Below are 22785 nucleotides of genomic sequence, written 5' to 3' on the forward strand. Positions count from 1 at the left end.
AAAACCAACATCGCGCTTTTACAAGCCCGGCATGATAGCGCAATGTTGGTTTTTAGCTTCAAGCTTGCGACTTGGAGCTTGCAGCTTGCAGCTTCTTCTCAATGGCATCCATGAGCATGCCGCCAATGTCTGTGCCGAACGCATTATCAATTTCGCGTATGCAGGTCGGGCTGGTGACGTTGATTTCGGTCAGATGCTCGCCGATGACGTCCAGACCGACGAACAACAGGCCTTTTTCACGCAGGGTCGGGCCCACTTGGGCGGCGATCCAGCGATCCTTGTCGGTCAACGGGCGGGCTTCGCCACGGCCACCGGCGGCCAGGTTGCCTCGGGTTTCGCCAGCGGCCGGAATCCGCGCCAGGCAGTAATCCACCGGTTCGCCGTCGATCATCAGGATGCGCTTGTCACCATCGACGATGGCCGGCAGGTAGCCCTGGATCATGATCTGTTGCTGACCGTGCAGGGTCAGGGTTTCAAGGATCACCGAGAGGTTCGGGTGGCCGGCGGTGTGGCGAAAGATCGAAGAGCCGCCCATGCCGTCCAGCGGCTTGAGAATCACATCGCCATGATGGTCGGCGAATTCGCGCAGCACGTCCGGGCGACGGCTGACGATGGTCGGCGGTGTGCACTGCGGGAACAGCGTGGCGAACAGCTTTTCATTGCAATCGCGCAGGCTTTGCGGCTTGTTGACCACCAGTACGCCGGCGGCCTCGGCCTGCTCCAGCAAATAGGTTGAATAGACGAATTCCATGTCGAACGGTGGATCCTTGCGCATCAGGATCACGTCCAGATCGCTCAGCAGCGCGTCGTTTTCAGCGCCCAGTTCGAACCATTTTTCCGGATTGGCGAAAACCTGCAGCGGCCGCATCCGCGCCCGGGCCTGGCCTTCGGCCTGGTACAAGTCGCGCTGTTCCATATAGAACAGTTCCCAGCCGCGCTTCTGCGCGGCCAGCAGCATGGCCAGCGAGCTATCCTTTTTATAGGAGATGCTGGCGATAGGGTCCATGACAATCCCGACGCGAACGCTCATTGGGTTTTCCTCGAAAATTTGGGGGCAGATACCGAATTCCTGTAGGGGCGAGCGTGCTCGCGATGAACCCAGGTACACCGCGGGGCACCAGGTTTTGCGCGTTAGCGTTGACGTCCATCGCGAGCGTGCTCGCTCCTACAGGAAAAACAGCGCAGGGCCGTATAAAAGTGGCGTCAGATTGGCGCTGAGTCTGTTCCCGGTCAAGGAAAAACCACTGCGCCGGTCGCCTGATAGATTGGATTTGGAGACTGTGCTAAAAAGACTGCCATGTCGTGCTGGCCCTTGAGTATCAAGGGTTTCGAGCCACCGATTACCCAAAAGCGGACAAATTGATTCGTAAAGGCGACGGAAGAGCGGATATGGAACAGCACCCCAACGCCTTGAAGGTCATGGTGATCGACGATTCGAAGACGATTCGCCGCACCGCCGAAACGTTGTTGAAGAACGTCGGTTGCGAGGTCATCACGGCCATCGACGGCTTCGATGCCCTGGCCAAGATCGCCGACAATCATCCCGGCATCATCTTCGTCGATATCATGATGCCGCGCCTTGATGGCTATCAGACCTGCGCGCTGATCAAGAACAACAGTGCATTCAAGTCCACGCCAGTGATCATGCTGTCGTCCAAGGACGGGCTGTTCGACAAGGCCAAGGGGCGCATCGTCGGCTCCGATCAGTTTTTGACCAAGCCGTTCAGCAAGGAAGAGTTGCTTGATGCGATCCAGGCCCATGTTCCTGGCTTCGCCGCCGTTTTGCCGCAGTAGGACGCTCACAGTGACGTTCGGCCATCGGGCCTGGCGTCTATAAGAATGGGGAAGAAAATGGCACGTATTCTGATCGTTGATGATTCGCCGACTGAAATGTACAAATTGACCGGCATGCTGGAAAAGCACGGTCATGAAGTCCTGAAAGCCGAAAACGGTGCCGACGGCGTGGCCCTGGCCCGCCAGGAAAAGCCCGATGCGGTCCTGATGGACATTGTGATGCCAGGCCTCAACGGCTTCCAGGCGACTCGTCAGTTGACCAAAGACCCGGATACCGGGCACATCCCGGTGATCATCATCACCACCAAGGATCAGGAAACCGACAAGGTCTGGGGCACGCGCCAGGGGGCCAGGGACTACCTGACCAAACCAGTCGATGAAGAGACCCTGATCAAAACCCTGAACAACGTGCTGGCCGGTTGATCGACTGCCCATGAGCGAGTCGCTGACGGCTTTCGAACTGTTGCTGCAAATCGACCGGCGCTGTCGTCTGCTGGCGGCGGACCTGCCGTCCCAGCCGACTCGCCGGGACAGCTGGAGCGGCATTGGATTTCGCCTGGGTGAACACTGGTACGTGGCGCCCATGGGCGAAGTCGGTGAAGTGTTGCACGAGCCACGCTTCACGCAGCTGCCGGGAGTGAAACCATGGGTCAAAGGTGTGGCCAACTTGCGCGGGCGGCTGCTGCCGATCATGGATCTGTCCGGTTTCTTGGGCTATGAGCTGTCAGCGGTGCGTCGGCAGCGGCGGGTGTTGGTGGTTGAGCATGAAGACGTATTTGCCGGCTTGATAGTCGATGAAGTTTTCGGCCTGCAGCACTTTGCCCGGGACACTCTGGAGCCAGTGCCGGCCCACGAGTTGCGGGGAGCGATGGCGGCGTTTATCCAGGGGCGGTTTGCCCGTGAGAAGTGCTGGCGGGTGTTCAGCCCGTTTGCGTTGGTGCGGTCCCAGGGGTTCATGAATGTCGCGGTGTGACAGCAGCAACACAGATCCAATGTGGGAGCGGGCTTGCTCGCGAAAGCGGTGCGTCGGTCAGCTTCACTGTTGAAGGAGTGAGCGAATTCGCGAGCAAGCCCGCTCCCACAGGGGCCCTCGGTAAGTCTTGGAAGGTGTTGGTTAACAGGCGAGGACCGATGATAAAAGCAAAAGAAGGCATGCCAATGGAAGGGTCGCGCAGTCGGTCGCAGATCATCGCGCTGTTTATCGCGCTGATCGTCTTCATCATGCTGCTGTTCGCCAACTTCGCCTACCTCAACACCCAGGCCACCTACGACAAACAGTACATTGGCCACGCCGGTGAACTGCGCGTGTTGTCCCAACGCATCGCCAAGAATGCCACTGAAGCCGCCGCCGGCAAGGCTGCCGCGTTCAAGTTGCTCAGTGATGCGCGCAATGACTTTGCCCGGCGCTGGGGTTACCTGAAGAAAGGCGATCCGGTCACCGGCTTGCCACCGGCACCCAGCAGCATGCGTCCGCAGATGCGCGCTGTGCAGCAGGATTGGGAGCGCCTGCTGAAAAACACCGACGCGATTCTGTCCAGCGAGCAGACTGTGCTGTCGCTGCATCAGGTCGCCGCGACGTTGGCCGAAACCGTGCCGCAGTTGCAGATCGAGTACGAGAAGGTTGTCGAAACCCTCCTGCAGCGCGGCGCCCCGGCCGCTCAGGTCGCGATGGCTCAGCGTCAGTCATTGCTGGCCGAGCGGATTCTCGGTGCGGTGAACACGGTGTTGGCCGGTGACGAAAACTCCCAGCAGGCCGCGGACGCCTTCGGGCGTGACGCGACACAATTCGGCAAGGTGCTCAACGGCATGTTGCAGGGTGACACGGCGCTCAAGGTCAGCCAGGTCGAAGACCGCGATGCCCGCGCCCGTCTTGCGGAAATATCCGAACTGTTCGAGTTCGTCTCAGGCTCGGTGGATGAAATCCTCGAAACCTCGCCGGAGCTGTTCAAGGTCCGTGAGTCGGCGAGCAATATTTTCAGTTTGTCGCAAACCCTGCTCGACGAAGCCTCGCACCTGGCCAGCGGCTTCGAAAACCTCGCCGGCGGGCGCAGCACCGATACCATTGGCGGTTATGTGCTGGGGCTGCTGGCATTGGCCTCGATCATTCTCATCGGCCTGGTGATGGTGCGCGAAACCAATCGCCAGTTGCGCGAAACCGCCGAGAAAAACGAGCGTAACCAGAACGCGATCATGCGTCTGCTCGACGAAATCGAAGACCTCGCCGATGGCGACCTGACAGTGACTGCATCGGTAACCGAAGACTTCACCGGGACCATCGCCGACTCGATCAATTATTCCGTGGACCAACTGCGCGACCTGGTGGCGACCATCAACCTCACCGCCGGCCAGGTCGCTGCCGCCGTGCAGGAAACCCAGGCCACGGCGATGCACCTGGCTCAGGCTTCGGAGCATCAGGCCCAGCAAATTTGCGAAGCCTCCGCGGCGATCAACGACATGGCCGAGTCCATCGACCAGGTGTCTGCCAACGCCGCAGAATCCTCGGCCGTGGCCGAGCGCTCGGTGGAAATCGCCAACAAGGGCAACGAGGTGGTGCACAACACCATCCACGGCATGGACAATATTCGCGAGCAGATTCAGGACACCGCCAAGCGCATCAAACGCTTGGGTGAGTCTTCCCAGGAAATCGGCGACATTGTCAGCCTGATCGATGACATTGCCGATCAGACCAACATCCTGGCCCTCAACGCGGCGATCCAGGCTTCCATGGCCGGTGATGCCGGACGCGGTTTTGCCGTGGTCGCCGATGAAGTCCAGCGCCTGGCCGAGCGCTCTTCCGCGGCCACGCGGCAGATCGAAACCCTGGTGCGGGCGATCCAGACCGACACCAATGAAGCGGTCATCTCCATGGAGCAGACCACCACAGAGGTGGTACGCGGTGCGCGTCTGGCGCACGATGCCGGGGTGGCCCTGGAAGAAATCGAAGGCGTCTCCAAGACCCTGGCGGCCCTGATCCAGAGTATTTCCAATGCCGCGCAGCAGCAGACGTCGTCGGCCGGTCAGATTTCCCTGACGATGAACGTGATCCAGCAGATCACCACGCAGACCTCGTCAGGCTCCACCGCCACGGCCGAGAGCATCGGCAACCTGGCAAAAATGGCCAGCCAGTTGCGCCGTTCGGTTTCCGGTTTCACCTTGCCGGCGGCCAAGGCGCAGGTTGTGGACAAAGCTGAACCGCCCATTGGTGTATGAATGGTAACTGGAGTGGTTATGGCTGATCGGCACGACTATGTGGCCCTGGAGTGGGTCAAGGGCGAGATTGCCGAAACGTTGAGGGTCGCTCACCAGGCGATCGAAACCCTGCTTGATGATCCGCAGGCTCTGCACGCGCTGGACAACTGCCTGGCGTGCATCCATCAGGTCCATGGCAGTTTGCAGATGGTCGAGTTCTACGGCGCGGCGCTGCTCGCCGAAGAGATGGAACAATTGACCATCGCCCTGCAGCACAATCGCGTCAGCCATCGCGACGAGGCGTTGCACCTGTTGATGCAAGCGCTCGGACAACTGCCGATCTATCTGGATCGGGTGCAGGGCGCGCGCCGCGATTTGCCACTGGTGGTGCTGCCGCTGATCAACGATCTGCGCAGCGCCCGTGGTGAAAACCTGTTGTCGGAAACCAGCCTGTTCAGCCCGCAACTGCCCGAACTGCCGCCCCTGGATGAAGAGGCGCTGACGTTGCTCGAGCCAGTTGAGCTCCCCAGCGTTCTGCGCAAGTTGCGGCAAATGCTGCAGATGGCCCTGGTGGGTTTTCTGCGTGAACAGGACAGCGAGACCAATCTCGATTATCTGGCCAAGGTCTTCGCCCGTCTCGAAGGGTTGTCTGCCAATGCGCCGCTGAGCCCGTTATGGCAAGTCGCTTCGGCGCTGGTCGAAGGCATGCAGGGCGGCGCGATTGCCAACAGTCCAGCGTTGCGCAGCCTGTTCAAGGACGCCGACAAAGAACTCAAGCGCCTGCTCGAAGAGGGCATGCCCGGCATCAATCAGCCGGCGCCGCCGCAATTGCTGAAAAGTTTATTGTTTTACATTGCCAAGGCCGATCATCCCACCGGGCAGATGCTGACCATGAAAGATCGCTACTCCCTGGACGACGCGCTACCTGACAGTGCGATGGTCGACGAAGAACGCGCACGACTGGCCGGGCCAGACCGCGATGCGATGCGCTCGGTGCTCGCGGCGCTGTGCGAAGAACTGGTGCGGGTCAAGGAACGCCTGGACCTGTTCGTGCGCAGCGACCGGCAGCACACGTCCGACCTCGACAGCCTGTTGGCGCCCCTGCGGCAAATCGCCGATACCCTGGCAGTACTGGGCTTCGGCCAGCCGCGCAAGGTCATCATCGATCAATTGGCGGTGGTCCTGAGCCTGGCCCAGGGGCAGCGCGAGCCCAACGACGCGATCCTCATGGATGTCGCCGGGGCCTTGCTGTACGTCGAAGCGACCCTGGCCGGCATGGTCGGCACGGTGGAGCCGGAAAGCCAGGAGGACAGTCGCTTGCCGACCACCGACCTGACGCAGATCCACCAGATCGTGATCAAGGAAGCGCGCATCTGCCTGCAGCAGGCCAAGGACATGATCGTCGACTACATCGACGCCGATTGGGACCGTCAGCATTTGCAGGCATTGCCGGCTTTGCTGACCCAGGTGCGCGGCGCGCTGGCGATGATTGCGCTGGGCCGTGCGGCGAGCCTGATCGAAACCTGTAACCACTTTATCCGCGAGCACCTGCTACTCGAACCGGATCAGCCGGGCTGGGAGGAACTGGACAACCTGGCCGACGTGATCACCAGCATCGAGTATTACCTGGAACGCCTCAGCGATGACCCCGAAGCGCCGGGCGAAGAGTTGCTCGACGTCGCAGAGAAAAGCCTGGCGGCCCTCGGTTTTTACCCCAGCGAACACTATGTGCCGGTGCTCGATGATGTTCTGAGCCCCAGTGAAGCGCAGGTCATGCAAATGATGCAGGAACTGGCCGATCCGCACGTCGTCCAGTCCCTGGCCGATGTGCTGGCCAGTCCGGTATCGGCCCTCAATCCGCCGGCCCGGAGCACTCCGGGCAGCCTGTTGCCGCCGCCCGCTGGCGAAACGCCTGTGGATGACGAGCTGCGAGAAGTGTTCCTCGAGGAAACCGACGAAGTCCTGGATATCCTTCGTGAGTACTTGCCACGCTGGTCGACCAACCCCGAGGACCGGTCGGCCCTGAGTGAGCTGCGTCGGGCGTTCCATACCCTCAAGGGCAGTGGCCGGATGGTCCGCGCCCTGGTTCTTGGCGAACTGGCCTGGGCTGTGGAAAACCTGCTCAACCGCGTACTGGAAAACAGCGTGGAACCGGGTGTCACTGTGCAAAAACTGGTCGGCGAAGTGCTGCATCTGCTGCCGGAAGTGGTAGCTGAATATGCCGCCAATGCCCAGCGCCAGCGCAACGATGTTGACCAGTTGGCCGCCCGTGCTCATGCCTTGGCCAAGGGCGATGAGTCGGTGTCCGACGAGGACACGCAGGACGTCACGGCGCTCGATCCACTGTTGCTGGAGATCTTTCGCAAAGAGGCCGAAACCCATCTCGCCAGTCTCAACCGCTTCCTCGATCAGGCCGCCGAACACGTCCCTTTGCAGGCCACTGACGAGTTGCAGCGCGCCTTGCACACCCTCAAGGGTAGTGCTTCGATGGCCGGCGTCCTGCCGATAGCCGAGCTGGCGGCGCCGCTGGATCGGTTGGCCCGGGAGTACAAGGCACACCTGATTGCCCTCGACCTGGACGAAGTCGAACTGCTGCTGGAAGCCGAAGGCTTGTTTCGCCTTGGATTGCGTCAACTCAAGGTTGATCCCTTGGCCGAGATTCCCGGGGCCCAACGCTTGATCGAGCGCGCCAGGGCGTTGCTGGCCGAACGCCTGGAGGCGTTACTGAGCGCGCCGAGTAGCGCAACCCGGGTCAAGCGCGATTCGCAGTTGATCAACAACTTCCTCGCCCAAGGCATGGACATCCTGCTGGACGCCGAAAGCCTGTTGCAGCGTTGGCAACAGCACCCTGGCGAGCGTCAGGAGCTCAGCGCACTGCTGGACGAACTGACCACCCTCGGCGAAGGCGCACACCTGGCCGATTTGCATCCTGTGGATGAGCTTTGCGAAGCCTTGCTTGATCTCTACGGCGCTGTGGAAGAAAGCAGCCTGGCGGTCAGCGAGCGGTTTTTCCATGAGGCGCAGAGTGCTCACGAAGCGCTGATCAATATGCTCGACGAGTTGGCCGCCGGCCAGGAAGTCAGTCCGCAACCGCATCGGATCACGGCGCTGCGCGGATTGCTCGACGAGAGCCTCGACCCGTCGGCCATGGGCCTGATTCGCAGCGACGGCAGCCGTACCCTGAGCATTCGCGAGCTGAGCAGTGCCACCGCCGAACTGGAGCTGAGCACGAAGGCGGCGGGGCTGGATGACGAGATCGTCGCAATCTTCCTTGAAGAGGCGCTGGACATACTCGAAAGCGCCGGCCAGGCCCTGCAGCGCTGGCTACGCGATCCGGACAATGCGGCACCGCTGTCGTCCCTGCAACGTGACTTGCACACGCTCAAGGGCGGCGCGCGGATGGCCGAGATCGTTCAGGTGGGTGATCTGGCTCATGAGCTGGAAAGCCTTTATGAAGGCCTGATGGATCGCCGATATTTGCACAGCGATGCATTGGCGCAGCTGTTGCAGCGTAGCCACGACCGTCTGGCGCAATACCTTGAACACTTGCAGGCCCGCCAGCCGCTGGACAATTGCGCTGAGTTGATCGAGGCCATTCGCGCCTACCGTCAGGGCCATACGGGCAATGCCGATGTGAGCGAGCCGGCAGCCACTAACAACTCGGCTGCCCACGACCCCGAGCTGTTGGAGATCTTCCTCGAGGAAGGTTACGACATCATCGAAAGCTCCGGCGCGGCACTGTTGCGCTGGCAGGCTCAACCTTCGAGTCGCCAGGAAGTGGAAACCCTGCTGCGCGATCTGCACACCCTCAAGGGTGGTGCGCGCATGGTGGAAATCGCCGCGATCGGCGACCTGGCCCATGAGCTGGAGTTCCTCTACGAGGGCTTGTCCACTGGCGTGCTGCAACCCGCGTCGCCGTTGTTCGCCTTGTTGCAGCGCAGCCAGGATCGCCTGGCGCAAATGCTGGATGCGGCCCGCGCCGGTGAGTCGATGCCGCCGACGGATCGCTTGCTCGACGCGATCAGGAATTTCACCCACTCGAGCCCGGCGGATGTCCAGGCACCGGCTGCAACCCTTGCGGTGTCGAAGGCCGAGCCATTGCTGGCGCAACCTGAGGCCGGCGTGGACATGGTCAAGGTTTCAGCGGAGCTGCTTGACGATCTGGTCAACCTCGCCGGGGAAACGTCGATCTTCCGTGGTCGCATCGAGCAACAGGTCAGCGACGCGCAGATCGCTCTGCACGAAATGGAAACCACCATCGAGCGGATGCGTGACCAATTGCGCCGCCTCGATACCGAAACCCAGGGGCGAATGCTCAGCCGCCAGCAGGTCGACGCCGAGCGTCTCGGCTATGAGGAATTCGACCCGCTGGAAATGGACCGTCATTCGCAATTGCAGCAACTGTCCCGGGCGTTGTTCGAATCCGCCTCCGACTTGCTCGACCTCAAGGAAACCCTCGACCGACGCAACCATGACGCGCAAAACCTGTTGCAACAGCAGGGGCGCATCAACACCGAGTTGCAGGAAGGTCTGATGCGTACGCGCATGGTGCCGTTCGAGCGGATGTTGCCGCGTTTGCAACGCATCGTCCGGCAAGTGGCCAGTGAACTGGGCAAGGACGTGGACTTCATCGTCGACAACGCCGAAGGCGAGATGGATCGCAGCGTCCTTGAACGCATGGCTGCGCCGCTGGAACATATGCTGCGTAACGCCGTCGACCATGGCCTGGAGTCCGCCGAGACGCGTCTGGCGGCGGGCAAGCCGGCCAAGGGCAGGATCACCCTCGATCTGCTGCGCGAGGGCGGCGACATCATTTTCGATCTTCGCGACGACGGCGCCGGTGTGCCGCTCGAAGCGGTGCGGCGCAAGGCGATCAAGCGTGGCTTGCTCGAACCGGACAGCAGCATCAGCGACCACGAGGTGCTGCAATTCATTCTGCAGCCCGGTTTTTCCACCGCCGAGAAAATTACCCAGATTTCCGGGCGTGGGGTCGGCATGGACGTGGTGCACGAAGAGGTACGGCAGCTGGGTGGCACCATGAGCATCGACTCTGTGCCTGGCCAAGGTGTGCATTTCCGCATTCGGCTGCCGTTTACCGTGTCGGTCAACCGGGCGCTGATGGTGCAGTGCGCTGAGGATCAATACGCGATTCCACTCAACACCATTGATGGCATCGTTCGCGTCTTGCCCAATGAGCTGGAAGGGCATTACCGGCTCGATCCACCGACGTACGAGTACGCGGGGCAGTGCTATGAACTGTGCTATTTGGGCGAGCTGCTGAAAACCGGTGTGCGACCGAAACTGTTGGGTCAGGTCTTGCCGTTACCGGTGCTGCTGGTGCAGTGCAACGAGCGGCACATCGCCGTGCAGGTGGATGCCATGGCGGGCACCCGCGAGATCGTGGTCAAGAGCCTGGGGCCGCAGTTTGCGGCCGTGCAAGGAGTGTCCGGTGCGACGATTCTCGGAGACGGCCGAGTGGTGCTGATTCTGGATCTGCTGGCGCCGATCCGCGCCCTGCAAGCCCGGGTGCGGCAACGACCGGTTGGGCATGAAGTCGAGGCCGAGCCGCAGCGGCCGTTGCTGGTCATGGTGGTCGACGATTCGGTCACCGTGCGCAAGGTCACCAGCCGTTTGCTCGAACGCCATGGCATGAGCGTGCTGACCGCCAAGGACGGCGTCGACGCCATGCTGCTGCTCGAAGAACACACGCCCGACCTGATGCTGCTGGATATAGAGATGCCGCGCATGGACGGCTTCGAAGTGGCGACTCAGGTGCGCAATGATGAACGCCTGCAACACCTGCCGATCATCATGATCACTTCGCGTACCGGGCAGAAACATCGCGACCGCGCCATGGCCATCGGCGTCAACGACTACCTTGGCAAGCCATACCAGGAATCGGTGTTGCTCGAAAGCATCGCCTTGTGGAGCAGATCCAATGCTTGAACACCGCACCAGCAACCTCACCGGCCTGCTGTTGCCGTTGGCCGACCGCAATCTGATCCTGCCCAACGTTGCGGTTGCGGAGCTGATCGACTACCAGCAGGGGACCTTCGACCTCGATACTCCGCCGTGGTACCTGGGCCTGGTGACCTGGCGCGACCGGCAGATTCCGTTGCTGAGTTTCGAATCGGCTTGCGGACAGAAAACCGTCATCGGCGAGCGCGCGCGGATCGTCATTCTCAATGCATTGGGCGGGCGCCCGGATTTGAAATTCATCGCATTGCTGGTGCAGGGGATTCCACGGTCTTACAAGCTCGACAGTCAGTTGAGTTATGTGGACGTGCCGTTATGTTCGCTGGAACAGGCGGCGGTGCAGGTGGGGGAACAGGTGGCGAAGGTGCCGGATTTGTTGGCGCTGGAAGGGTTGCTGGTGAATGCCGGGTTGATCGACTGATCGACTGATCGAGGCTCTGCGGTGTTTCCATCGGCCCCTTCGCGAGCAAGCCCGCTCCCACCCTGAAATGCGATCTCCCGTGGAAGCGGGCTTGCACGCGAAGGGGCATGAACAGGCAACGAGTAACCTCTGATAACCATTACCCTGGCCGTAAAAATCCACCGCTCTGCATGATTGATGCCCCTGCCCACCAATCTAAAAGTGACGCCACTGTAACGAACGAATGCGCCAGCCCATGTACTGGATCGCGTTGTATGGAAACATTGCGCTTTTACGCTTGAAGCCTGAGCCTTGCGCACTGCAGTAACGAATGTCGAGGTAAGCAACACATGTATCACGGGGAAAGATTGAACGCCTGGACGCATCTGGTCGGGGCGGTGGCAGCGACGGTCGGAGCGGTGTGGATGCTGGTGATCGCCACCATGGATGGCAGCCCATGGAAGATCGTCAGTGTGGCGATCTACGGTTTTACCTTGATGGTGCTTTACAGCGCTTCGACCGTGTACCACAGCGTGCGCGGACGCAAGAAAGAGATCATGCAGAAGGTCGATCATTTTTCGATCTACCTGTTGATCGCCGGTAGCTACACGCCGTTCTGCCTGGTGACCTTGCGTGGGCCGTGGGGCTGGACCTTGTTCGGGATTGTCTGGGGGCTGGCGCTGATTGGCATCTTGCAGGAGATCAAGCCGAGATCGGAAGCGCGGGTGCTGTCGATCGTGATTTATGCGGTGATGGGCTGGATCGTGCTGGTGGCGGTCAAGCCGTTGCTGGCGGCGCTGGGCACCGCCGGCTTTGCCTGGCTGGCGACTGGCGGTGTGCTCTATACCGTGGGGATTATCTTTTTCGCCCTCGATAATCGACTGCGCCATGCCCACGGGATCTGGCACCTGTTCGTGATCGCCGGGAGCTTGCTGCACTTTGTGGCGATATTCTTTTACGTCCTTTAGACCGAGCTGCGGCCACCGCCGGCAAGCCGGCTCCTACAGGAACCGCGCTGCTTTTGTAGGGCTGCGGTACGGCATCCGACTTGTTGGCGATGGCGGCTTAGAAGTCACCCCAAAGCTGCTGGGCCACCGCTAACGCCACCACCGGCGCGGTCTCTGTGCGCAATACTCGAGGGCCGAGGCGGGCGGCGTGAAAACCATTGGCCTTGGCCTGCTCGACTTCGGCGTCCGACAACCCGCCCTCAGGGCCGATCAGGAAGGCCAGGGTCGCAGGCTTGGCATGGCTGACCAATGGCTCGGCCACCGGATGCAGCACAAGCTTCAGTTCAGCGTCTGACTGTTTCAACCAGTCGGTCAACAGCAACGGTGGATGAATCACCGGCACCTTGGAGCGGCCACATTGCTCGCACGCGCTGATCGCCACCTGACGCCAGTGCAGCAGGCGTTTGTCGGCGCGTTCGTCTTTGAGCCGGACTTCACAGCGCTCGGTGAAAATCGGGGTGATTTCGCTGACGCCCAGTTCAGTGGCTTTTTGAATCGCCCAGTCCATGCGTTCGCCACGGGACAGGCCCTGGCCAAGGTGGATCTGCAACGGCGACTCGACCTGGCCGGCGAAGCTTTCATCGATCTGTACCACGACGCGTTTTTTGCCGACGTTGATGAGCCTGGCGCGAAATTCATGGCCAGAACCGTCGAACAGTTGCAGCGCATCGCCCTCGGCCATGCGCAACACGCGACTGATGTAGTGGGCCTGGGCTTCGGGTAACTCGTGCTCGCCGATGCTCAGGGGGGCGTCGATAAAGAAGCGGGACAGTCTCATTAAGGTTCTCAAAAAAATTGTTCGAAGGCGCTTTTGTGGCGAGGGGGCTTGCCCCCGTTCGGCTGCGAAGCAGTCGTAAATCCGGCTGATGCAACTTAACTGGAGAAACCGGTCTACCGGGTCTGGGGTCGCTTCGCGACCCAACGGGGGCGAGCCCCCTCGCCACAGGGGATCTGTGCTTGATTAACCCGGGTCACGGAACCCCGGATGGAAATCCTTCGGCACCGCCACGCTGACGCTGTCGCGGGTCGCGATGTCGATCCCTTCACTGGCCACTTCGGCGAGGAAGTCGATCTGTTCCGGCGTGATGACATACGGTGGCAGAAAATACACCACACTGCCCAGTGGCCGCAGTAAAGCCCCGCGCTCCAATGCATGCTGGAACACCTTCAGGCCACGGCGCTCCTGCCATGGATAAGCCTCTTTGCTCGCCTTGTCCTTGACCATCTCGATGGCCAGTACCATGCCGGTCTGGCGCACTTCGGCAACATTGGGGTGATCGACCAGGTGCGCGGTGGACGACGCCATGCGCTGGGCCAGGGCCTTGTTGGTCTCGATGACGTTGTCTTGTTCGAAGATGTCCAGCGTCGCCAGGGCCGCCGCACAGGCCAGCGGGTTGCCGGTGTAGCTGTGGGAGTGCAGGAAGGCACGCAGGGTTGGATAGTCGTCATAGAAGGCGCCGTAGACGTCCTCGGTCGTCAGGCAGGCCGCGAGCGGCAGGTAACCACCAGTCAGGGCCTTGGACAGACAGAGGAAGTCCGGGCGGATACCGGCCTGCTCGCAGGCGAACATCGTCCCGGTACGGCCAAAGCCGACGGCAATTTCGTCATGGATCAGGTGCACGCCGTAGCGGTCGCAGGCTTCGCGCAGCAGTTTGAGGTACACCGGGTGATACATGCGCATGCCGCCGGCGCCCTGGATCAGCGGTTCGACGATCACTGCGGCCACGCTGTCATGGTTCTCGGCCAGGGTCTGCTCCATGGCGGCGAACATGTTGCGCGAGTGCTCTTCCCAGCCCATGCCCTCGGGGCGCAGGTAGCAATCCGGGCTCGGCACTTTGATGGTGTCGAGCAGCAGGGCCTTGTAGGTTTCGGTGAACAGCGGCACATCACCCACCGACATCGCCGCCATGGTTTCGCCGTGGTAGCTGTTGGTCAGGGTGACAAAGCGCTTCTTGTTCGGCTGGCCGCGGTTGAGCCAGTAGTGAAAGCTCATTTTGAGCGCGACTTCGATGCAGGACGAACCGTTATCGGCGTAGAAGCACCGGGTCAGGCCTTGCGGGGTCATCTTCACCAGGCGCTCGGATAACTCGATCACCGGTTGATGGCTGAAGCCGGCGAGGATCACGTGCTCCAGTTGATCGACCTGATCCTTGATGCGCTGATTGATCCGCGGGTTGGCGTGGCCGAACACATTGACCCACCAGGAGCTGACCGCGTCCAGATAGCGCTTGCCTTCGAAGTCTTCCAGCCAGACACCTTCACCGCTCTTGATCGGGATCAGTGGCAGTTGTTCGTGATCTTTCATCTGGGTGCAGGGATGCCACAAAACAGCCAGGTCGCGCTGCATCCACTGATTATTCAGGCCCATTTTAAGTCTCCTGGAGGCGGTCCGTGTCACACGCGGACAAACAATCGCGCAAGCCTATGCAATGCATCGCCCGGGAACAACCCATTGTGGCGATTGAGCTACTTTCCATGGGGCGATAGACGTCGCTGGCGGCCTTTTGATGGCTGACGTATTCTTCGCCATTCTTTGGGTCGCCTGACCCACAAAAATAGCCTTTCTGTGTATTTCCGGAGTTCGCTGAATGTCTGTCGGTTGGCTGCGCGCCTGTGCGCTGGTGATGTTGGGGCTGTTCAGCGTGTCTGCGCTGGCCAAGGATAAAACCGCAATCGTGATCGGTGGCGGCCTGTCCGGCCTGACTGCCGCTTATGAACTGCAGAATAAAGGCTGGCAGGTTACCCTGCTGGAAGCCCGATCGAGCCTGGGCGGTCGTTCCGGCATGGCCACCAGCGAGTGGATCGGCAACGACAAGACCCAGCCGGTGCTGAACCAGTATGTCTCGACTTTCAAGCTGAGCACCACGCCAGCTCCTGAGTTCGTCCGGACCCCGAGCTACCTGATCGACGGCGAGTATTTCTCCGCTGCCGACCTGGCCACCAAGCAGCCGGCCACCGCCGAGGCGCTCAAGCGCTTCGAAAAGACCCGGGATGATCTCGCGCGTTCGATTGACGACCCGCAGAACCCGATCGCCAGCAGCACCCTGCAGGCGCTGGATCAGATCAACGTGTCCAACTGGCTCGACAAGCAGAACCTGCCGGCCACCGCGCGGCAGTTGATCAACCAGGACATCCGCACCCACTACGACGAACCTTCACGCCTGTCGATGCTGTATTACGCGCAGCAGAGCCGGGTCTATCGCGGAGTCTCCGACCGTGACCTGCGCGCGTCGCGCCTGGTCGGCGGCAGCCCGGTGCTGGCCCAGGCTTTCGTCAAACAGCTGAAAACCATCAAGACCGATTCCCCGGTCTCGGCAATCATTCAGGACAAGGACGGCGTGACCGTCAAAGTCGGTAGCGTCGGTTATCAGGCTGACTATGTGGTGCTGGCCGTGCCGCTGCGTGCTCTGAACAAGATCCAGATGACCCCAGCGCTGGACGCCCAGCACCTGGCCGCGATCAAAGGCACCAACTACGGTTGGCGCGACCAGATCATGCTGAAGTTCAAGACGCCAGTGTGGGAGACGAAGGCGCGCATGACCGGCGAGATCTACAGCAACACCGGCTTGGGCATGTTGTGGATCGAGCCGGCCTTGAAGGGCGGCGCCAACGTGGTGATCAACCTGTCTGGCGACAACGCGCGGGTGATGCAGGCCTTTGGCGACAAGCAAATGGCCGATCAGGTGCTGATCCGTCTGCACGCGTTCTATCCACAGGCGCGCGGTTCGTTCACCGGTTATGAAATCCGTCGCTACAGCACCGACCCGTCAACCGGTGGTGCCTACCTGGCCTTCGGCCCGGGCCAGATCAGTAAATTCTGGCGCCTGTGGGAACGTCCGATTCAGCGTGTAGCCTTTGCCGGCGAACACACTGATACCCTGTACCCGGGTACCCTGGAGGGCGCGTTGCGTACCGGCAAGCGTGCAGCCAGCCAGGTTGAAGACCTGGCGGCGGGCAAATCGTTTGAACCGGCGAAGGCTGCAACCGCCGCGGCGGCAGGTGCTGTGGCGGCGAAGAAGGGCAACTTCTTCAGCAACCTGTTTGGCGGCTCGGCTGACGAGAAGAAGCCAGAGCCAGTGAAAGCCCCGGAGCCGGCGGTTGCTCCAGCACCGACACCTGCTCCAGCACCGGCTGCTGCGCCGGCCCCGGTCGAACCGCCGAAGCCTGCGGCACCGGTAAAAGCCGAGCCTGCGAAAAAGGCACCGGCCAAGGCCCCAGCCAAACCGGCAGCCAAAACCGAAACCAAAAAAGCCCCGGCCAAGGCGCCGGTGAAGAAAGCCGAGACGGCGAAAAAGCCAGCGGCTAAACCGGCGACGGACACCGTGACTAAAGCTCAGTAAACGTTCAGGCGTAAAAAACGCGGCTCAAGGGCCGCGTTTTTTTTGCTTTCAAGTATGGGACATCCCGATTTTGACTGTGGTCCTACATGCCGCTGCGAGGCATCAGATATGTCTCACAAAGGTTTCGGAACGAAATGATAGGCTGAGCCTGATCGTTAGATTTATGTTCTTCACGTAACTGGAGAACATATGAAAACAGTAAAACTCGTTGTAATAGTCATGTTGATAGCACTTTCTGGCTGTGCAAACGGCAGGTGGTTTCCCAAAGGTTTGAGTCCGGAGCTGGCCCATAAATGCCAGATAAATCCGTACGACCCTGATTGCATTGACCCACCTCCGCTGTTCCAGGGCCCGAGATAATCAAGGTATTTATCTTGATTGGAGAGGGCATGACGATAATTTCATTTCCTGATCGGGAGATGCTCTCCTGGCGCCCCGCTGGCTCCTGCCAGATCCTGCTCTGTGGTGCCTTGCCACGCTGCCCGTGTCCCAAAGCCGAATAAACCTTTTGACTCAGGTGTTCTTTGGTTCTGTATTCACTTTTTTTGACAATTTTGCCTTTTAATCTTTCCTTAACGCACCCATTCCAGACTCTTGATCGTATTTCTCGATATTTCAAAGCGAAATTTTCGGCTTTAATTCGATAGATAAGTCGATAGTCTTGAGCCAGCACTTACAGGGATCCAGGCAAATGCAGCTACGTAACTCTACCTCCCGCTACGGCTGGGTCAGCATCTTCCTGCACTGGGGTGTGGCGCTGGCGGTCTTCGGTCTTTTTGCCTTGGGCCTGTGGATGATCGATCTCGATTACTACAGCACCTGGCGCAAAGATGCGCCGGAATTGCACAAGAGCATCGGCCTGGTGCTGCTGGGTGTCATGGCGCTGCGAGTGCTGTGGCGCTGGATCAGTCCGCCGCCGCCGGCTTTGCAAAGCTACAGTCGCTTGACGCGTATGGGTGCCACGTTTGGTCATCTGTTCCTGTATTTCGCGCTGTTCGCTGTAATGATTGCCGGTTACCTGATTTCCACCGCAGAAGGTGTCGGGATATCGGTGTTTGGCCTGTTTGAAGTGCCTGCTCTGGTGTCCGGGCTGCCGGACCAGGCAGATACCGCCGGGGTGATTCATTTGTACCTGGCATGGGCACTGGTCATTTTTTCCGGTCTCCATGCGTTGGCAGCACTGAAGCACCATTTTCTCGATCGTGATGCGACCCTGACGCGAATGCTGGGGCGCAAAGCCTGATGTTCAACCTCGACTCCAAAGGAAATGAAAGCATGTTGAAAAAGACTCTGGCCGCTCTGGCAATCGGTTCCGCCCTGTTGTCCGCCAATGCGATGGCTGCTGACTACGTCGTCGACAAAGAAGGCCAGCATGCCTTCGTTGACTTCAAGATCAGCCACCTGGGCTACAGCTACATCACCGGTACTTTCAAGGACATCGACGGCAAGTTCAGCTTCGACGCTGCCAAGCCTGAAGACAGCAAGATCGAGTTCAACGTGAACACCGCCAGCGTGTTCACCAACAACGCCGAACGCGACAAGCACATCTCCAGCAAAGACTTCCTGAATGGGAGCAAAGCCACGTTTGTTTCCACCAGCGTCAAATCCACTGGCAAGAACGCCGCTGGCAAGGACACTGCGGACGTGGCAGGCGACCTGACTATCCTCGGTGTAACCAAGCCAATCGTGGTCAAGGCTACTTTCCTGGGTGAAGGCAAGGATCCATGGGGCGGCTACCGTGCTGGCTTCGAGGGTACCTTCAGCCTCAAGCGTTCCGACTTCGGCAAGCAGAAAGACCTCGGTCCATCGTCCGATGCAGTTGAAATGTACGTAACCTTTGAAGGTGTCAAAGCGAAATAACTTTCGCGCCTGACAAAAAACGCCCGCTGCTCTTTCGAGCGCGGGCGTTTTTTATTGCTGTGTAATCCCCTGTAGGAGCGAGCCTGCTCGCGATGAGCCTGAGAACGCCGCGGGGTGTCAGGTTCCCAGCGTTATCGTTGACGACCATCGCGAGCAGGCTCGCTCCTGCAGGATTTGTATCGCTCATAAAAAATGCCCCGGACCTTTCGGCACGGGGCATTTTTATTGCAGCGACAAATCAGCGATTGCGGGTCAGCAATGCCGGTTTTTCACCGCGAGGACGGCTTGGCAGTTGATCCAGCTGCTCAGGTGTCGGGAAGCGATCAGCCTTCGACTCCTTGTGCATGATCTTCGGCGCTGGACCGCGCGGGTTCTGCACGGCTGGCTCGGAACGCGGCTGGTCGTCACGGGCCGGGCGGCGATTGCGCGAATCTTCGCGACGGGCCTGGCCATCACGTGGCGCACCATTGCGTGGGCCGCTGCGCTTGGCTGGCGGTGTGCCGGTGCTGGCGCCATCGCTGTTGCGTGGACCGCTTTGGCGACCTTGTGGCTTGCCGCCACGTGGTGCGCCCGAACCGGCTGCTGTGCCTTGTGCCGGAGCACCCGGACGGCGGCCACGACCCTGTGCCGGTTTCTGTTGCGGGACGTAGTCGACGCGGTTACCGAAGTTATCGATATCGTCGTCCAGGAACTCGTCCGGAGCACGATCGGCAGCGGCACGTGGCGGCTGGCTTGGCTGACGCTGTTCGCGGGCCGGGGTGCCTTCACGTGGTTTTTGTTCGCGGGCCGGGCGCTCGCCGCGACCGGAGGCGGCAGGTTTTTCCTTGCCCTTGTCTTTGCCTTTGTCCTTGCGACCACCACCGCCGCCACCGCCGTTCGGGCCGTCGCCGCGCGGGCCACGTGGATTGCGTGGGTTACGCATGTCCGGACGCTCGCGTGCTTCCGGTTTCTCGGCTTCCACGGCGCTGGCATCGAAGCCCATCAGGTCGCCGTCGGCGATCTTCTGCTTGGTCATGCGTTCGATGCTTTTCAGCAGTTTCTCTTCGTCTGGCGCTACCAGAGAGATGGCCTCGCCCGAACGGCCGGCACGGCCGGTACGACCAATGCGGTGTACGTAGTCTTCGTCAACGTTAGGCAGTTCGAAGTTGACCACGTGTGGCAACTGGTCGATGTCCAGGCCGCGCGCGGCGATGTCGGTGGCAACCAGGATGCGCACGGTACCGGCCTTGAAGTCGGCCAGGGCTTTGGTGCGCGCGTTCTGGCTCTTGTTGCCGTGGATTGCAACGGCGCTCAGGCCGTGTTTGTCCAGGTACTCGGCCAGGCGGTTGGCGCCGTGTTTGGTGCGGGTGAAGACCAGTACCTGTTCCCAGGCGCCAGCGGTAATCAGGTGCGCCAGCAGGGAACGCTTGTGGCTGGCCGGCAGGCGGAATACGCGCTGCTCGATACGCTCGACCGTGGTGTTCGGCGGCGTGACTTCGATGCGTTCCGGGTTGTGCAGCAGCTTGCCGGCGAGGTCGGTGATGTCCTTGGAGAAGGTCGCCGAGAACAGCAGGTTCTGGCGTTTGGCCGGCAGACGGGCCAGGACCTTCTTCACGTCATGGACGAAGCCCATGTCGAGCATGCGGTCGGCTTCGTCCAGCACGAGGATTTCCACGTGGGACAGGTCGACGCTGCCTTGACCGGCCAGGTCGAGCAGACGGCCAGGGCAGGCCACCAGCACGTCAACACCACGGGACATGGCCTGAACCTGCGGGTTCATGCCGACGCCACCGAAGATGCAGGCGCTGACGAACTTCAGGTCACGGGCATAGACCTTGAAGCTTTCATGCACCTGGGCCGCGAGTTCGCGAGTCGGGGTCAGGACCAGTACGCGCGGTTGGCGCGGGCCGTGACGCTGGGATTTGTCCGGGTGACCGTTTGGGAACAACCGCTCCAGGATCGGAAGGGCGAAGCCGCCGGTTTTACCAGTACCTGTCTGTGCCGCAACCATAAGGTCGCGACCTTGCAACACGGCGGGAATGGCCCGCTGTTGCACCGGAGTAGGCTCGGTATAGCCCGCTGCCTCGATGGCGCGGACTAAAGCCTCGGAGAGACCGAGGGAAGCAAAGGACATGAGTAATCCTGTTCTAGTTAGGGCTTGGCCCAATGGGAGTCTTGCCTGGCGCGAATCGCGTTTAAGGAGACGCAATCCCGTCCGGTCCTGCTGGGCCTCGAAGGCTCATCTGCAAGCGCTCGCGCGGGCTGAAAGCTGCGCAGTAGCGGGTTTGAGATGCCTTGAACGAGTCCGAGCGTCCGGGCGTGAGCCTGGCGGGAAGGACGGAGTATAACAGAGCAATCACTGCGCGCTGCTTTCCTGCTGCTCAACGGTTTTTTCCGTAGCTGCCGTTACCTTTTCGCTCGGCACGCTGGCCGCCGGTTCTGCGCCGTAGCGCGAACTCAATTCAGCGTAGCCCGGCTCGAGCTTGAAACGTTTGAGTTCGGCGCCGAAACGCTGCACCAGCAAATCCATGCCGGCGTTACGCCGCACGGCGAGGAACTGGCTCTGCTGACTGATCACGACCGGGTTTTCGGTGATTTTGTCGCGGATTTTCAACTCGTCGAGCATATGCTGGCCTACCCGGCGGTCAGTAATCAGCAGGTCAATCCGCCCGCGCAGCAATTTGCCGAAGTTGGCTTCATGACTCGGTGCCGGTTCACGGGTGAACAGCGTGGAGTCGCTGAAATCCTTGCTGTACAGGTAGCCGGGTGATGTGCCGATGGTCAGGCCGCGCAGTTCGTCCAGAGTGCGAAACGGGTAGGGGCGGTCATTGGCGTAGAACATTACGAACCGCACTTCAGAGAGTGGTTCTGCGGGGTACAGCAAGGTCGCGTCGCGCTCCTTGCTGTGGAAAATGTCCAGTGCACCATCTGCCAGGCCCGACTCAAGCATCGACAGGCAACGCTTCCACGGCAGAAATTGCCATTGCACTTCAATGCCCAGGCGCTTGAAGACAATAGCCGTGGTTTCGTAGTCCAGCCCCATTGCTTTGCCGTCTTGCTCGTAGACGTAGGGTGCCCACGGTTCCGTGACAATACGCAGCTTCTCGCCCCGGGCGGCAAAGCTCAGGCAAGTGAAGACAAGCACGGCGAGTAACTGCGTAATCAAAGGCATGGGCTGAGATTACGACGAGAAGCCCCAAAGAGCCAGAAACAGCAGCCTGAAGCTCTATCTCCGAGGGTTGTGTCACATTAACGGGGGTGTTTAAAGCAAAAGATCGCAGCCTGCGGTAGCTCCTGCAGGGAATACACATTTCTCTGTAGGAGCTACCGAAGGCTGCGATCTTTTGATCTTGCTTTAACGACTTTTAGCGCGGCAGCTTCAGGTTATTCCACACTGCCAGGCTCGCTTCAGCCTGATTGAGCGTGTAGAAGTGCAGCCCCGGTGCGCCGCCCTCGAGCAGGCGTTCGCACATCTGGGTGATGACCTGCTCGCCGAAGTTCTGAATGCTCTGGGCATCATCGCCGTAGGCTTCCAGTTGCTTGCGGATCCAGCGCGGAATTTCCGCACCGCAGGCATCGGAGAAGCGCGCCAGCTTGCTGTAGTTGGTGATCGGCATGATGCCCGGCACGATCGGAATGTTCACACCCAACGCCCGAACGCGCTCGACGAAGTAGAAGTAGCTGTCGGCGTTGAAGAAGTACTGGGTGATCGCACTGTCGGCGCCGGCGTTGGCCTTGCGCACGAAATTGGCGAGATCGTCTTCGAAGTTGCGCGCTTGCGGATGCATTTCCGGGTACGCCGCGACTTCGATGTGGAAATGGTCGCCGGTCTCTTCACGAATGAATTCAACCAGGTCATTGGCGTGGCGCATTTCGCCGCTGGCCATGCCCATGCCCGAAGGCAGGTCACCGCGCAGCGCTACGATGCGCTTGATGCCGGCGGACTGGTACTGGCTCAGCAGGCCGCGCAAGTCGTCCTTGCTATCGCCCACGCACGACAGATGCGGGGCGGCCGGGACTTTTACTTCGCTTTCGAGCTGCAGCACGGTGTTGAGCGTGCGATCGCGAGTCGAACCACCCGCGCCGTAGGTGCAGGAGAAGAAATCGGGGTTATACGTGGCCAACTGACGAGCAGTGGCGATCAGCTTTTCATGCCCAGCGTCGGTCTTCGTAGGGAAGAACTCGAAGCTGTAGCGACGATCTTGGGACATGGTCATATCCTTGGAAACACGTAAGCCTG

The 22785-nt window shown here is 60.4% G+C and carries 17 protein-coding genes; 10 read left to right on the forward strand and 7 right to left on the reverse strand.

The window, feature by feature from the left end; genetic code table 11:
- Window positions 1–58: 58 nt before the first annotated feature.
- Window positions 59–1030 carry a glutathione synthase gene (gene gshB / locus KW839_RS05410; protein WP_060542401.1) on the reverse strand — a complete coding sequence of 324 codons (972 nt, stop codon included), beginning with the start codon at window positions 1028–1030 and terminating at the stop codon, window positions 59–61.
- 359 nt (window positions 1031–1389) lie between these two features.
- Here gshB and pilG point away from each other — a divergent pair, with 359 nt between their 5' ends.
- The 7 genes from pilG to KW839_RS05445 all read left to right on the forward strand — a co-directional run bounded on the left by pilG (window position 1390) and on the right by KW839_RS05445 (window position 12327).
- On the forward strand, window positions 1390–1794 hold the full coding sequence (gene pilG / locus KW839_RS05415; protein ID WP_060542400.1) for a twitching motility response regulator PilG: 405 nt from the start codon (window positions 1390–1392) through the stop codon (window positions 1792–1794).
- 57 nt (window positions 1795–1851) lie between these two features.
- Window positions 1852–2217, forward strand: coding sequence for a twitching motility response regulator PilH (gene pilH, locus KW839_RS05420; RefSeq protein ID WP_060542929.1), 366 nt, complete (start codon window positions 1852–1854; stop codon window positions 2215–2217).
- Between the two features lie 10 nt (window positions 2218–2227).
- A complete protein-coding gene (locus tag KW839_RS05425; RefSeq protein WP_060542399.1) occupies window positions 2228–2767 on the forward strand; it encodes a chemotaxis protein CheW in 540 nt (179 codons plus the stop codon).
- A 158-nt stretch (window positions 2768–2925) separates the two neighbouring features.
- Window positions 2926–5004 (forward strand): methyl-accepting chemotaxis protein, encoded by a 2079-nt coding sequence (locus KW839_RS05430; RefSeq protein ID WP_218423651.1) that lies wholly within the window; start codon window positions 2926–2928, stop codon window positions 5002–5004.
- A gap of 18 nt (window positions 5005–5022) precedes the next feature.
- The gene (locus tag KW839_RS05435) at window positions 5023–10929 is read left to right on the forward strand and encodes an Hpt domain-containing protein (protein ID WP_218423652.1); all 5907 of its coding nucleotides are present in this window, start codon (window positions 5023–5025) and stop codon (window positions 10927–10929) included.
- A complete protein-coding gene (locus tag KW839_RS05440) occupies window positions 10922–11380 on the forward strand; it encodes a chemotaxis protein CheW (RefSeq protein ID WP_218423653.1) in 459 nt (152 codons plus the stop codon). The genes KW839_RS05435 and KW839_RS05440 overlap by 8 nt, the downstream gene beginning before the upstream one ends.
- Window positions 11381–11709: 329 nt before the next feature.
- Complete coding sequence (locus KW839_RS05445) at window positions 11710–12327, forward strand: hemolysin III family protein (protein ID WP_060542395.1); 618 nt, start codon at window positions 11710–11712, stop codon at window positions 12325–12327.
- 97 nt (window positions 12328–12424) lie between these two features.
- Here KW839_RS05445 and KW839_RS05450 read toward each other — a convergent pair whose 3' ends face one another.
- Window positions 12425–13144, reverse strand: a complete 720-nt coding sequence (locus KW839_RS05450; RefSeq protein WP_218423654.1) for a 16S rRNA (uracil(1498)-N(3))-methyltransferase — start codon at window positions 13142–13144, stop codon at window positions 12425–12427.
- Between the two features lie 183 nt (window positions 13145–13327).
- On the reverse strand, window positions 13328–14734 hold the full coding sequence (locus tag KW839_RS05455; protein WP_218423655.1) for an adenosylmethionine--8-amino-7-oxononanoate transaminase: 1407 nt from the start codon (window positions 14732–14734) through the stop codon (window positions 13328–13330).
- 220 nt (window positions 14735–14954) lie between these two features.
- On the opposite strand from KW839_RS05455, the gene KW839_RS05460 reads away from it, so the two are divergent.
- The gene (locus tag KW839_RS05460) at window positions 14955–16706 is read left to right on the forward strand and encodes a flavin monoamine oxidase family protein (RefSeq protein WP_218423656.1); all 1752 of its coding nucleotides are present in this window, start codon (window positions 14955–14957) and stop codon (window positions 16704–16706) included.
- 217 nt (window positions 16707–16923) lie between these two features.
- Here the strand turns inward: KW839_RS05460 and KW839_RS05465 are convergent, their stop codons facing one another.
- Window positions 16924–17379, reverse strand: a complete 456-nt coding sequence (locus KW839_RS05465; RefSeq protein ID WP_218423657.1) for a hypothetical protein — start codon at window positions 17377–17379, stop codon at window positions 16924–16926.
- Between the two features lie 18 nt (window positions 17380–17397).
- Between KW839_RS05465 and KW839_RS05470 the strand changes: the two genes are divergently transcribed.
- Both KW839_RS05470 and KW839_RS05475 read left to right on the forward strand, forming a co-directional pair.
- Window positions 17398–17949 (forward strand): cytochrome b, encoded by a 552-nt coding sequence (locus tag KW839_RS05470; RefSeq protein WP_218423658.1) that lies wholly within the window; start codon window positions 17398–17400, stop codon window positions 17947–17949.
- Complete coding sequence (locus KW839_RS05475; protein WP_177336980.1) at window positions 17949–18566, forward strand: YceI family protein; 618 nt, start codon at window positions 17949–17951, stop codon at window positions 18564–18566. Before KW839_RS05470 ends, KW839_RS05475 begins: the two co-directional genes overlap by 1 nt.
- A gap of 238 nt (window positions 18567–18804) precedes the next feature.
- Here the strand turns inward: KW839_RS05475 and KW839_RS05480 are convergent, their stop codons facing one another.
- The 3 genes from KW839_RS05480 to metF form a co-directional block, all read right to left on the reverse strand.
- Window positions 18805–20679, reverse strand: coding sequence for a DEAD/DEAH box helicase (locus KW839_RS05480; protein WP_060542390.1), 1875 nt, complete (start codon window positions 20677–20679; stop codon window positions 18805–18807).
- 222 nt (window positions 20680–20901) lie between these two features.
- The gene (locus KW839_RS05485) at window positions 20902–21717 is read right to left on the reverse strand and encodes an ABC transporter substrate-binding protein (protein ID WP_060542389.1); all 816 of its coding nucleotides are present in this window, start codon (window positions 21715–21717) and stop codon (window positions 20902–20904) included.
- 193 nt (window positions 21718–21910) lie between these two features.
- Window positions 21911–22756: a methylenetetrahydrofolate reductase [NAD(P)H] gene (metF, locus tag KW839_RS05490; RefSeq protein WP_060542388.1), complete on the reverse strand. Its 846-nt coding sequence runs from the start codon at window positions 22754–22756 to the stop codon at window positions 21911–21913.
- Between the last annotated feature and the right edge of the window lie 29 nt (window positions 22757–22785).

Origin of the sequence: Pseudomonas sp. PDM31, assembly GCF_019218965.1 — a bacterium.
Taxonomy (GTDB): Bacteria; Pseudomonadota; Gammaproteobacteria; order Pseudomonadales; family Pseudomonadaceae; genus Aquipseudomonas.